Here is a 13,414-nt window from a genome sequence, read left to right as displayed (position 1 = left end):
AATTACCGATTTCTGTCCCACTCTCTTTTTTAGTTTAAGAATTCACAGACAGCCTCTTGAAATGCTTTATTTTCTTCATAAAGAGCATGCCCAGAGTGCTTTAGAATAAGGAGCTGACAACCCGAAATCGCTTTTGCCAGTTCCTTGGAATCGTTCACACCGATCACATCATCTTCAAGTGCACCAAGGACCAAGGTCGGACATTGAATTTCTTTTAAGACCTCCAGGCTATTATGTTCCAGGCAAGACTGAGACTGAATGGCTATTCTATTTTCATCTTTGATTCGCCCCAAGCGACCCATAATATTATAAAGCAACCGCCACTTTTGATAACTCTTTTGCGTGTAGGAATGCTTTGCAATATCCAGCATGAGATGCTTAAAATTTCCAGATTGACTAAGCTTTTGCCAATGCTCAATTCGTTCTCTAGCAAGTTGACTAGGTTTTGCAGTGGTCACGGCTAAAATGAGCTTTTGAACCTTTTCAGGGAAATCCGCAGCTAGCCATTGGGCAATCATTCCACCTTGTGAAATCCCCATAACATAAGCGGTATCTAGGTTTAGTGTCTCCATTGCTTCTGCTACATCTGCTGCCATATCCCGCGTCGTATAGCCCTGCCTCAACTCATTGATTCGAGAAAAAACATAGATTTTATAGCGTTTAGCAAGTAGACGATAAGAGAGGGAGAAAAGCTGGGCCTTTCCTTTAACTGTCTGAAGCCCATCCCCCAAGCCTGGTATGATCACTAATGGCTGCTTACCTTTTCCAAATGTCACATAGTCCATGGTTTTCCCATTCATGGACAAGGTAGCGTTCTTAGCTGAATACAAAAATTATTCTCCTTTCAGAGCATCAAACTTAGCTTTCATGGTTGGATTTTTCCGTGTCAATTTTTTAACGGAAACATCATCCAACTTGTTGTTAGCAAGACGAAGTTGATTCTCTGATGTGGTCAAGAATTTCTTGACTTCTTCCATCCGTTTGATAGCCTTATCGATTTCATCAATTGCCTTACCGAAGTTGACGGAAGCTGAGTTGTAGTTCTTAGCAAAGGCTACTTTGAATGCATCCAGGTCTTCTTCAAAGTGGGTGATGTCGATATTTTGTTCACGAACAAGCGCCAATTCCTGCTTGTATTTAAGGGAATTGAGGGCCGCATTGCGCAAGAGCCCAATGATCTGGATAAAGAACTGAGGACGGACCACATACATCTTCTCGTACTCGTGGCTAACATCGACAATTCCTGTGTTGAAGTAGTCGTTATCTGCTTCAAGCATGGTCACTAAAACCGCATATTCACAGTTCTTTTCTCGACGGTCCTTGTCCAACTCTTTGTAGAAATCCGCATTCTTATGCTTCTTCTCTGTCCCATCAGCTTCATTCTTCATCTCGAACATAATGGAGATAATCTCCACTCCATTTTCATCACACTCGCGAAAGATAAAGTCGCCTTTAGACCCACGTGCAGAGACCTTGTTATCCTTTTCAAAATATGCATTTGGGAAGGCAAAACTGCGAACCTTGTTGAATTCACTTTCCGCATACTGCTCCAGACTTTCACCGATAGCTTTTGTAGATTGTTGGGCCTTAAAATTCTTGTAAAACTCGACCTGTTCATTGGCTGCCTTTAACTGGGCTTCGTAGTTTTGTTTGACAGAAGCTAGGGACAGTTCATTTTCCTTCTCTTGAAGGAGCAATTGGTTTTGTACCTGATCACGCTCCTTCTCCAAATTAGAAAGCGTCTTTTGCAGCTGGTTCTCATGCTCCAAGCGCAAGGTGGCCAATTGATTCTCCAGTGCTTGCACTTCTTTTTCTTTCTCTAGCAGGCTTTGGCTAGCTGTTTGCTCCACCTCTTTTTTCGCCAATTCTTTTTCGGTATCAAACTGTTGAATCTGGTTTTGTAACTGGGCAATTTCTTGGTCCTTCTTAGCTAACTTCTCTTGCTGTTCATTAAGGGCCTTTTGCTGTGCCAAAGCCAACTCTTGCCGAATCCGCTCATGAATTTCCTTGTCAAACTCTGCTGTCCGTACCTGTGACAAGAGTTCGCTGTATTGACTTTCGTTGACTGTAAAGACTTCCCCACAGTTGGGGCACTTGATTTCGTTCATAGCATGCCTCTTTCTCTATTCTTAGTATATTATATCATGCCACCAGTAAAATCAAAACCAGCAAGCTAGGCTTACTGGTTTCGACTGAATATTCATTTCTCTATAGAGACTTTCCTTAAGTGAGGACGGACGGTAGCGACTCCCTTTGGGATTCCATACCTTAGATTTGAGCCTTCCGTCTCAAATCTACCGAGCATCAGAAACTAATACGTTTCTGGTGCTTTCCTCACGGCGAAAAGTCTCAATCTATTTTGCACTAGTTCCAAAATATCTTTTTTCAATAGTCTCATTCAGTAATAACTTTAGATTTCTGAAAAGATGTTGCTTATTTATAATCTGAAACAGTGGACTTAGCTTACTGGCTTTAGTTTATTTCTTCTCAATCGGCGCGACACTGGCCAAGAGTTTTTTGAGACCCACTTCTGGGAAGTTGATCTTGAGTTCTTGGGTACTACCACTACCAGATACTTCAAGCACGGTTCCTTCGCCCCACTTCTTGTGAATGGCAATGTCGCCAATGGCCCATGCGACGCTTTCTTTGGCGCTAGAACGGTTGCTATTGCCAAAGGGGAGGCTTGATGACGTGAGAGCACTTGGGGCTGCTTGTCTCTTGCGCTCTTGAAGGGCTTGTGACAGGCTCATGCCTTTTCCAAAGGTCGTTCCGCCTCCATTGCTATAAGAAGCCTTAAAGCTGGTATTAACTGGACGGGCTAATCCTTGGTAGGTCAATAAATCCGAGCTAATTTCATTGATGAAACGCGTCGGGCGGTTGTAGCTGGTCCGTCCAAAGAGCAAACGTGAGTTAGCATTGGTCAAGAAGAGAACCTTCTCTGCCCGCGTGATCCCTACATAAGCCAAGCGACGCTCTTCTTCCAACTCATCTGGATCCTCAGCCGCACGACTAAGAGGAAAGACATTTTCTTCCATCCCAATCAAGAAGACGACTGGAAACTCCAATCCCTTAGCCGCGTGAAGGGTCATCAAGGTGACTTCTGAAGTTTCTTGGGCCCCATCATCTGTATCGGCAATCAAAGCCAAATCGTTCAAGAAACGACTCAAGGTTTCCACACCTGATTCGTCTTCGACGGTCTCTCCATTTTCATCAAAATTCTTGGTAACAGATAGGAACTCTTGGATATTCTCGATGCGGGCCTGACTTTCCAAATTTCCCTGATTGGTTAGGGCCGTCATATAACCTGTCTTGTCAAGGACTTCTTCGACCAGCTCTGTAATGGTCAGCTGGTCCAATCTTTCTCTCAAATCAAGAATGAGATTGGCAAAGTCCCAGATGGATTGAGCTGCCTTTCCTTTGATGCCAGAGAGCATAATATTGGCTGAAGCATCCAGGAGTGAGGACTCTTGCATTTGGGCAAAGTCGCGAATCTTATCCACTGTACCTGGCCCGATTCCCCGCTTAGGTTCATTGATAATGCGCTCAAAACTGATATTGTCACTGAGGTTGGCAATCAAGTTCAGATAAGCAATGACATCCCGAATTTCCTTCCGGCTGTAGAACTTGGTGCCTCCCACCATGGTGTAGGGAATGTTGGACTTGAGCAGCGCTTCTTCAATGGTCCGTGACTGGGCATTGGTTCGGTAGAGAACAGCAAAATCACGGTGCTTGTAGCCAGCTTCGCGACTCAGCTCTTCAATCGTTTTAGCAACAAAGACCGCTTCATCCTGCTCGTCATTAGCCCGGTAATAGACAATCTCTTCCCCGTCTTCATTTTGTGTCCAGAGATTCTTCGGACGGCGGTGTCGATTATTTTTAATGACATCATTGGCAGCTTGCAGGATTGTCTTGGTCGAGCGGTAATTCTCTTCTAGGAGCACGACCTTAGCTTCCTTATAATCCTTCTCAAAGTCCAGGATATTCTGCATATCTGCTCCCCGCCAGCCATAAATGGACTGGTCCGCATCCCCAACGACACAGATATTTTTAAAACGTGAAGCCAAGAGTTTGACCAATTGGTATTGGGCATGGTTGGTATCTTGGTACTCATCCACGTGGATATATTGGAACTTCTGCTGGTAATAGGTCAGCACATCTGGATGCTGATCAAAAAGACGCAAGGTCAGCATGATCAAATCATCAAAGTCCACTGCTTCTGACTGACGGAGTTCCTTTTGGTAAGCCTCATAGCACTTGGCGACGATCTGGGTGTACATATCGCCAGCCTGGGCGGCGTAGGCCACTTCATCGATCAGGTCATTTTTGGCATTGGAAATAGTCCCCAAGATGGTCCGTTCATTCCATTTTTTAGGATCCAAGTTCAAGGACTTCAAAATCCGCTTCATCAAGGTCCGTTGCTCACCTGGATCGACAATGGTAAAATTGCGATTGTAGCCAATATGATCCGCATCTCGGCGAAGGATGCGCACACACATGGAGTGGAAGGTGGCAATCAAGCAATCTTGGGTGGCTGGATTCAACTGATAAGCCCGCTCCTTCATCTCCCGAGCGGCTTTATTGGTAAAGGTAATGGCCAAAATATTCCAAGGATTGACCATTTTTTCATCGATCAAGTAAGCGATGCGGTGGGTCAAGACACGTGTCTTACCAGAACCAGCCCCCGCCATGATCAAGAGGGGACCTTCTGTCGTTTGGACCGCCTCTGCTTGGCGATCATTCATACCATTCAATAAAGGATTCATCTCATACTCCTCATTCATTCAATCGTTCTATTATACCACAAAAACCGGCCTAGCTTCTTTTAAAAAAGACTCATTTGAATTTCCCTTCCAAAAACGATATAATAGTAGCTTAAAGAAAACAGGTTCATATCCGAGGTTGTAGGAGGAAATTTTGGAAAAACCATACAGTAACTTAAAACTGGCCGAACGTGGTGCCATCATCAGTATTTTAGCCTATTTACTACTTTCTTCAGTAAAATTAGCTACTGGCCATCTGCTTCACTCCTCTAGTTTGGTAGCCGATGGATTTAACAACTTATCAGATATTATCAGCAATGCTGCCCTGCTCATCGGGATTCGTCTTGCTCGCCAACCTGCTGACCGCGATCACAAATTTGGTCACTGGAAAATTGAGGATCTAGCAAGCCTAGTCACCTCCATCATTATGTTTTATGTTGGTTTTGATGTCTTACGCGATACCCTCCAAAAGATCTTCAGCAATGAAACAGTTAGCATTGATCCACTCGGTGCTGGTGTCGGAGTGGTTTCAGCCCTTGTCATGCTAGGCGTTTATTTCTACAATCTTCGCTTAGCCAAACGGGCCAAATCAAAAGCCTTAAAAGCAGCCGCAAAAGACAATCTTTCAGACGTCGTCACTTCTCTTGGAACGTCGATCGCGATCGCTGCTAGTGCTTTTAACTATCCAATTGTCGATAAAATCGTAGCCATCATCATCACCTTCTTTATCCTCAAAACAGCCTACGATATTTTTATGGAATCTTCCTTTAGTCTTTCAGACGGCTTTGATGATAGTCTCCTCGAAGATTACGAAAAAGCAATTTTAAAACTCCCTAAGATTGCACGTGTGAAATACCAACGCGGACGGACCTACGGAAGCAATATCTATCTGGACGTTGTCTTGGAGATGAATCCCGACCTTTCCGTCTATGAAAGCCATGCGATCACAGAAGAAGTCGAGAATCTCCTGAAAGAAGAATTTGGAGTCTTTGACATTGACGTCCATGTGGAACCTAGCTCAATTCCTGAAGATGAGCTGATCGAAAACGTTGAAAAGAAACTCTTGACCTACGAAAAACGCCTCTATGCTAAGCAAGAGTTTGATACATTGCTAGCGGATAATTATACCTTGATTGACGACACCGGTCACGAACACAACAAGGCAGAATTAATAGAGGCTCTCGCAAACGACCAAGTTCAATTCCAAAACTTTGAACTGGAGTCCATCAGCCAAAAAACCAAACTCATACGCTATGAACTAGACGGTCAAATCCATACCAGTCTCTGGCGTCGCCATGAAACGTGGCAAAAGATTTTCCATCAAATTACTAATAAAACCGACTAAAAGAGGCTGGGACAAAAGTCCTAGCCTCTCAATTATTTTTGGATTGTCGAGCAAGACGCAGTGGTTGAGTGGGCTCTACTACGCTGATTTCATCAGCTTTTACAGCCCTACTCAACTGTGCGGAGGTGGGACGACGAAATCGAATTCTAACGAATTACCGATTTCTGTCCCACTCTCTTTTTTACTTGATGTCATCTGTTGCTACATCAGTTCCCAACCACTTCTTAGAGATCTTTTGGAACTGGCCTTTTTGATAGAGTTTTACGAAGGCTTCATCAATTTTTTTCTTCAAAGTTTTATCCGCCTTGCGCACCCCTACCGCAAAGGATTCTGTCTCAAAACCGACAGGAAAGACATTGTAGTCTTTTAAGATTCCTTCTGTTTGCAGATAATAGTTGGCATAGACACGGTCGATTAAGAGGCCATCGATCCGATCATTCTGAAGATCGATCAGCGCCTCGTTGAAACTCTGGTATTGGGTAGCCTTTTGATTTTTAACCTTATTTTTTAAGATTTTAGGATTGGCTTCAAAATCCATATAGCCAGACGATCCGGTCTGGGCACCTAATCGTTTCTCTTTGAAATTTATAAAAAAAATAGCCTTTCGGCTATTCTTCTACTTTTATAAATCCAAATTTATTGAGAGGATAGAGACGCAGATTCACGACTCCTTCGATCTGATTTTTATGGATATAACCAAACTCACGGCTATCTTCTGTATCTCCACGGTTATCATTTAAGACAAGATAAGTATCGGATGGTACACGACCAGCCTTGGTCCCTTTTAACTCTGATAAGAAGAAATCATCCGTATAATACCCATTACTCGTTGGAGCAGCTAAGTGTTTGTTGAGCATTTTGTTCAGGTAAGGTTCTGGTGTTGCCTGTCCATTCAAATAGAGGACGTCATCTACGTAGCTGACTTCGTCGTTTTCTTTGGCAATGACACGTCCAAGGTATTCTTTTCCACCGACCTTGTATAAGACCAAATCACTACGATCTACCTGAGCATTTCTAGTCGCTACCACAAGATCTCCAGTTTTCACAGAAGCATTGGCCATTTTATCATTGATACTAAATGGATGAAATACAAAGATTCGAAGCAAAATCAGTGCCAAAACCAGTACACCGACAATGATGACATTTCTAATTAAATCTCTCCTTGGCATGTATGTCTCCCTTCCTTTTTATTTATTATACCATGTTTTTGATCTTTAAAAAAGAGAAAGTAAGCATTAGTGAGAATTCTTATCAACACACACCAGAAGAAAAAGAAAAACCTCGCGGTCAATCCTTTCGGACCAACCAGCAAGGCTTTTAGATATAATTGTCTATTAACGTACTGTACGGATACGCATTGTGTTTGTACGAACAGCTTCTCCAACTGGTACACCAGCAACGATAACGATATCATCACCAGATTTAACAAGACCAGCTTCAACTGCTTTACGTTCAGCAATTTCGAACATATCATCAGTTGATGAAGGAGCATCTGTCAACATTGGGATAACACCCCAGTTCAACATCAATCCACGTTCAGTCAATTCGTCAAATGTCAATGCCAAGATATCAGCATCTGGACGGTATTTAGAGATCAAACGTGCAGTGTGACCTGTCTTAGTCAAGGTTACAACCAATTTGATATCCATTGAGTTTGTAGCATCTTTAACAGCTGAAGCCATAACTTCTGTCTTAGAGTTACGTTCGAATGAAGCTGGGTTCAAACGACCATATTCTTTCAAAAGTGTTTGAGCGTTCATGTCGATTTTCGCCATTGTAGCTACAGATTCAAGTGGGTATTTACCGTTTGCAGACTCACCTGAAAGCATTGTAGCATCAGTACCATCGATAACAGCATTGAAGACGTCAGATACTTCAGAACGAGTAGCACGTGGTTTTTCAGTCATTGTTTCAAGCATGTTTGTTGCAGTGATAACAACTTTACCAGCAGCATTTACTTTAGAAGTAATCATTTTTTGGTAAACTGGAACCATTTCGAATGGTACTTCGATACCCATGTCACCACGAGCGATCATGATACCATCAGTAACTTCGATGATTTCATCCAAGTTTTCGATACCTTGTTGGTTTTCGATTTTCGCAAACAATTGAACGTGGCTGTTACCAGTTTCTTCACAGATAGCACGAACTTCTTGAACGTCTTTTGCAGTACGTACGAATGAGATCGCGATGAAGTTGATACCTTGTTCCAAACCGAAGCGGATATCGTCGTTATCGCGTTCAGCAAGTGCTGGGAAAGGAATCTTAGTGTTAGGGATGTTTACACCTTTTTGTTTAGCGATGATGCCATCGTTTTCAACTTCAACAACAAATTCACGTTTTGCAGCGTCTTTTTCTACAACGCGAAGACCCAATTTACCATCATCAACCAATACTTGGTGTCCAACTTCAACGTCATCAAAGATGTCAAGTGCACCAGCAACGTTCAAAGCAATCACGTCACGAGTTGATTTAATACCTTGTTTTGTAGCAACGCGAATACGTTCACCAGTCTTGTATGAATATTCTTTAGCTTCGCCTTCGAACAATTCAGTACGGATTTCAGGACCTTTTGTATCAAGAAGGTAACCAACTTTTTTACCAGCGATTTCTTCTGCACGTTTAACAGTCGCCATACGTTCACCTTGTTCTTGGTGGTCACCGTGTGAGAAGTTGAAACGGAAAGTGTTCGCACCAGCTTCGATCAATTTAGCAATGTTTTGTGCTGAAGCTTCAACGTCAAGTTTTTCAGCCCAGTATCCATCTTCACCGAATTTTTTACCGCCACGGATTTCTACCGCAGGACCTAAAGTTGCAACGATTTTTACACGTTTGTTCATGATATATATGACTCCTTTTTAAATATATCTGTCTTTTTAAGACAAGGTTAACGAATTTATGAAATAAAATTAAATTGAAGACAAGCTACGGTTCAACTCGGCAAGACCAAGATCAGCTTTATGTGGATTGTTTACCACAATCTTACCATCTTCTGTCAAGCTAAAGAGGGCTCCTTCTTCTGCTTTACCAAGGATTGGGTTTTCCACCATTTTTTCATTACGGATACCAACGGCTACACCACCGATTCCTTGTTTCAACAATTTAACAGCGTGTGCTCCCATACGTGAAGCAAGAACACGGTCACGCGCAGTCGGTGAACCACCACGTTGGATATGGCCTAGCTCAGTTACACGAAGATCGCTTTCATCACCAGCTTCTTTCAACGCTTTACCAAATTCATCTGCAGACATCACGCCTTCAGCCAAGATGATGATGTTGTGGGTACGACCTTTTGCGTAACCTTCTTTGATGCTCTCAACAACATCTTCGATCTTGAATCCTTCTTCAGGAATGATGATTTCATCTGCACCAGATGCAATCCCTGCCCAAAGAGCGATATCTCCAGCATTACGTCCCATCACTTCGATAACGAAAGTACGGTGGTGACTAGATGAAGTATCACGGATCTTATCGATCGCGTCCATTGCAGTTGTGACTGCCGTATCAAAACCAATTGTAAAGTCAGTTCCGACGATATCGTTGTCGATCGTACCAGGAAGACCCACAGCTGGGAATCCAAGCTCAGTCAAGCGCATCGCACCATGGTAAGAACCATCTCCACCAATAACGACAACACCTTCGATCCCGTGTTTCTTCAATTGCTCGATCCCTTTTAATTGACCTTCGCGTTGAGCGAATTCAGGGTAACGAGCTGAATGAAGGAAGGTACCACCACGGGAAATAATATCTCCAACAGATGAGGCGTCAAGGGGCTGAATTTTACCAGCAACCATTCCCGCATATCCATCATAGATACCGAAAACTTCCATTCCTTCTGAAATTGCTTGACGAACAACTGCACGGATGGCAGCGTTCATTCCAGGGGCATCTCCACCACTAGTTAAAACAGCAATACGTTTCATTTCGTTGTTTGCTCCTTTTTTTCTTTTACATTCTACGTAATTATAACACAAAGAAGACTAAAATTCTCGTATTTTTCGCAGTTTTTACCGATAAATCGTTTTCATAACGAGATTCTTTAGTTCATCTTCCAATTCTTTGTTTTTCTGGACTGTATAGCCCTTCAATTGAAGAGTTTTTTTCTCGTCTTCATAGCGTAATATCACAGGATATGGGCCCGGATATTTTTTCAAGATAGAAAGAATCGTTTTATCCTGACGATGATCGAACAACTGGATCCAGAACTTTTCATTGGTTGCCAGTTGCGCCTCTGCTAGAATCATCTGCAAGCGCCCATCACGCTCTTGTATCTTCCCTGTCAAGTAATAAAAGCCACCTTCTTTTATCAAGGAGGAAAATCGATTGTAGGTTTCAGGGAAAAGGGTCACATCCAATTTTTTCTTGGTATCACTGACTTGTAAGAAAGCCATGAGATCGCCCGACTTGGTTCGAATGGTTCGAATGTTTTGTACCTCAATGAGAATGCGTGCCTGCTCTCCTTGAACTAATTGTGAAATTGGTTGAATCTCGTAGGGACTTGTTTGCCCAATCGCAACCAATGGGTGGGTACTGAGCCCGACACCAATAATGGCCTCTTCCTTCTCATATTTTTCAGCCTGACTATAGTCCTCCGCTTCTGTCCAGGAATAGTTAGAATCCGCAAACAAACTGCCTAGCTCATCAGCAAAGACAAACAAATTCGGCAAATTGTGAAGCACCTTGCGCCTATTTTTTTCAAAAATGTCAAACAATCCAAGCTCCACTAAAGGTGTTAACAGAGGTAATTTATGATACTGATTGGGGAGTCGTAAAATAAAATCTTCGACACTTTCAAAGGGACGATTATCAATGATCCAATACGCTAAATCTCTCGGGAGTCCCTTGATATTTTTCATTCCCAAGTAGATTTTTCGATCCTGGAACTTATCTCTGTAAGGGATGGTATTGATGGATAATGGCGCGACTTTAAAATCAAACTGGAGAGCATCTGTCAGATAATCGCTGCTCGAATAATTGAGCATGACATCAAAGAAAACATCTGGATAATGGACCTTGAAATAGGCCATCTGAAAGGCCAAGGCAGAATAGGCGTAGGCATGGGAACGGTTAAACCCATAACCTGCGAATTTTTCCATGATCGCAAAGACCTCTTTGGCTTTTTCTTCCGTATGCCCAAGTTTAAGAGCACCTGAGACAAAATCGTCTTCCATCTGATGCATTTCAGCTGCATTTTTTTTGCCCATAGCCCGACGTAAAATATCGGCTTTCCCTAGACTAAAGCCTGCAAAACGCTGGGCAACCTGCATCACCTGCTCTTGGTAGAGCATGATCCCATATGTGGGCCTTAAGATTTCTTCAATAGCTGGATCTAATATCTCAACTTTTTCCTGGCCGTGCTTTCTTTTGACGAAATTGTCAATGTAATCACTAGCCCCTGGACGATTGAGAGAGGTGGTCGCTACCACTTCTTCGAAATGATTGGGTCTCACTCGTCTCAAGAGGCGAATGGCTCCAGCCTGTTCAAATTGGAAAATCCCCTTGGTATCCCCAGCAGCAAACAAGGCCAAGGTTTCTGGATCTTCTAAATCAATGGCTTCAATCACGATCTCTTCTTGGTACTTTTCATAGACCGCTTCCTTCATTTTCTGAACGAAGGTTAAATTTCGCAGACCCAAAAAGTCCATCTTCAACAGACCATTGGCTTCAACCGCATGGGCATCATACTGGGTGACAAACATGTCTTCTCCATACTTGAGAGGAATGTGATCTGTCAAATCCTGGTCACTCATCACAACCCCAGCCGCGTGGATCGATGTCTGTCTTGGTTGGCCTTCAATTCTTTTAGCAATTTCAAAGCCACGCTCAAATTCTGCTCGGCTATGAATCACTTGTCGAAAAGCTAGATTCTGTTCATAAGCAGTCGTCAGTGTATCCCTAAAGCCAATCCGCTTGGTAATGGAGGTCAATTCATACTCTGGTACCCCAAAACGTTTGAAGACATCTCGAATGGCTTGTTTGGCCCCAAAGGTTGAAAAGGTCACGATTTGAGCTGCATGGTAACTCCCGTAACGGTCTCGCACATAGCGGATAAATTCTGGACGATAGATATCAGGAATATCAATATCAATATCCGGCATGGTGTAGCGCTCCACATTTAAAAAGCGCTCAAAGAGGAGGTTCTTCTCCACAGGATCAATCCCTGTAATCCCTAGGGAATAGGCTACCAGTGAGCCTACAGCAGACCCACGTCCCATTCCCATATAATAGCCTTGACTCCGTCCGAAACGAAGAAGGTCCCAGACAATCAAGAAATAATCATCAAAGCCCATTTGGTGAATAATGTCTAATTCATGCTCCAGACGTTCTTGATAGACCGGACTGGTCAAGTTCTTTCGAAGAAGACCCGCTTGGGCTAATTCTCTCAGTTCCTCAACAGCTGGTTTTTGAGGATTGAAGCGAGGCAATTTCAACTGGGTATCAATGTCGTATTGAATCCCTTGGACAAGGTTTTCCAGATTTGTGATGGCTTGAGGAAATCGCTCTGCAAAATCATTCTTTAAATCCTGAGGAGTTTTTAGGACTGTTGTCGGATCAATTGGTCCTGTTTCCGTCAAGCTTTGATTGTCCTTGATGGCTGCCAGCATCTGCATGGCTTCCACATCCCCAGCCTCAAAAAATCGAACGGTATGAAGAGGGAGCACAGGGTGACTAAACTCTTGGTTCGGCGTATCCGCAAAAACTCCGATGAAGTAATCTAGACCAAGTGGCAAGTCTCCACTAGCAAAAGGCGCTGGGACAATGACTGCTACTCCTTCTGTAAGGTGCTTCACATCCTCCCAATTGCTCCTCCCCATCATTTTGACGGTCGACATCTTCATCAGATTCTGGTAGCCCTTCGTTGACAAAGCCAGCATCCGAAACGGAATTGTTTCATTGTCTACCTCTAGTCCAATTTCTAAACCGACCAAGGGGCTGATCTTGTGGGCCTGACAGGCTTCGATAAATTCATAAGCACCATACAAATTATCTACATCCATGATTCCCAATGCGCCATACCCCATGCTATTAGCCACTTGGACATAATCTTTTATGGTCACAAGGCTTTCCATAAAGGTATAGACTGATTTGGTATCTAGCTGTGCAATCACTTTTTCTCCTCCCTCACTGGTCTATTTTTGGGACTCTTTATTGTACAAAAAAACACCACTGCTACACAATGATGTCTCAACAACGGAAGACATGGGATTCGAACCCACGCACGCTTTTACACGCCTACCGCGTTTCCAACACGGCCTCTTAAGCCTCTTGAGTAATCTTCCATGAATAAAAATATGGAGCCGGTGGGAGT

General features: G+C 43.2%; 8 protein-coding genes, 1 tRNA gene and 1 pseudogene. 1 reads left to right on the top strand and 9 read right to left on the bottom strand.

Translation table 11 applies throughout. The features are described 5' to 3' along the window. Positions 1-29: 29 nt before the first annotated feature. From HMPREF2904_RS03955 to pcrA, 3 genes are all read right to left on the bottom strand, one after another. Positions 30-830: an alpha/beta fold hydrolase gene (locus HMPREF2904_RS03955; RefSeq protein ID WP_070660256.1), complete on the bottom strand. Its 801-nt coding sequence runs from the start codon at positions 828-830 to the stop codon at positions 30-32. 3 nt (positions 831-833) lie between these two features. Further along, positions 834-2,108: a DUF2130 domain-containing protein gene (locus HMPREF2904_RS03950; RefSeq protein WP_070660255.1), complete on the bottom strand. Its 1,275-nt coding sequence runs from the start codon at positions 2,106-2,108 to the stop codon at positions 834-836. A 369-nt stretch (positions 2,109-2,477) separates the two neighbouring features. Beyond that, on the bottom strand, positions 2,478-4,763 hold the full coding sequence (gene pcrA, locus HMPREF2904_RS03945; protein WP_049518510.1) for a DNA helicase PcrA: 2,286 nt from the start codon (positions 4,761-4,763) through the stop codon (positions 2,478-2,480). Between the two features lie 151 nt (positions 4,764-4,914). Here pcrA and HMPREF2904_RS03940 point away from each other — a divergent pair, with 151 nt between their 5' ends. Next, positions 4,915-6,105 carry a cation diffusion facilitator family transporter gene (locus HMPREF2904_RS03940; RefSeq protein ID WP_070660251.1) on the top strand — a complete coding sequence of 397 codons (1,191 nt, stop codon included), beginning with the start codon at positions 4,915-4,917 and terminating at the stop codon, positions 6,103-6,105. Positions 6,106-6,286: 181 nt separating this feature from the next. Here HMPREF2904_RS03940 and HMPREF2904_RS03935 read toward each other — a convergent pair. From HMPREF2904_RS03935 to HMPREF2904_RS03910, 6 genes and pseudogenes are all read right to left on the bottom strand, one after another. Beyond that, positions 6,287-6,685: pseudogene (locus tag HMPREF2904_RS03935) on the bottom strand (transporter substrate-binding domain-containing protein); the annotation flags it as partial. A 28-nt stretch (positions 6,686-6,713) separates the two neighbouring features. Further along, entirely contained in the window at positions 6,714-7,274 is a 561-nt protein-coding gene (gene lepB, locus HMPREF2904_RS03930; protein ID WP_003006560.1) for a signal peptidase I, read from the bottom strand. A gap of 165 nt (positions 7,275-7,439) precedes the next feature. Beyond that, complete coding sequence (pyk, locus tag HMPREF2904_RS03925) at positions 7,440-8,945, bottom strand: pyruvate kinase (RefSeq protein WP_070660248.1); 1,506 nt, start codon at positions 8,943-8,945, stop codon at positions 7,440-7,442. Between the two features lie 69 nt (positions 8,946-9,014). Further along, entirely contained in the window at positions 9,015-10,028 is a 1,014-nt protein-coding gene (pfkA, locus tag HMPREF2904_RS03920) for a 6-phosphofructokinase (RefSeq protein ID WP_021152956.1), read from the bottom strand. A gap of 84 nt (positions 10,029-10,112) precedes the next feature. After that, the gene (locus HMPREF2904_RS03915) at positions 10,113-13,214 is read right to left on the bottom strand and encodes a DNA polymerase III subunit alpha (RefSeq protein WP_070660246.1); all 3,102 of its coding nucleotides are present in this window, start codon (positions 13,212-13,214) and stop codon (positions 10,113-10,115) included. An 83-nt stretch (positions 13,215-13,297) separates the two neighbouring features. Continuing rightward, positions 13,298-13,385 (bottom strand) — tRNA-Ser (locus HMPREF2904_RS03910). Positions 13,386-13,414 lie beyond the last annotated feature (29 nt).

This window comes from Streptococcus sp. HMSC072G04, from assembly GCF_001813295.1.
Lineage (GTDB): Bacteria > Bacillota > Bacilli > Lactobacillales > Streptococcaceae > Streptococcus.
The sequence above is the reverse complement of the archived record's forward strand: the minus strand, read 5'-3'. Positions and strand labels throughout refer to the sequence as shown.

Coding starts and splice junctions, on each gene's coding strand:
- HMPREF2904_RS03950 (WP_070660255.1), bottom strand. CDS start 2,108: ATGAACGAAATCAAGTGCCCCAACTGTGGGGAAGTCTTTACAGTCAAC.
- lepB (WP_003006560.1), bottom strand. CDS start 7,274: ATGCCAAGGAGAGATTTAATTAGAAATGTCATCATTGTCGGTGTACTG.
- pcrA (WP_049518510.1), bottom strand. CDS start 4,763: ATGAATCCTTTATTGAATGGTATGAATGATCGCCAAGCAGAGGCGGTC.
- pfkA (WP_021152956.1), bottom strand. CDS start 10,028: ATGAAACGTATTGCTGTTTTAACTAGTGGTGGAGATGCCCCTGGAATG.
- pyk (WP_070660248.1), bottom strand. CDS start 8,945: ATGAACAAACGTGTAAAAATCGTTGCAACTTTAGGTCCTGCGGTAGAA.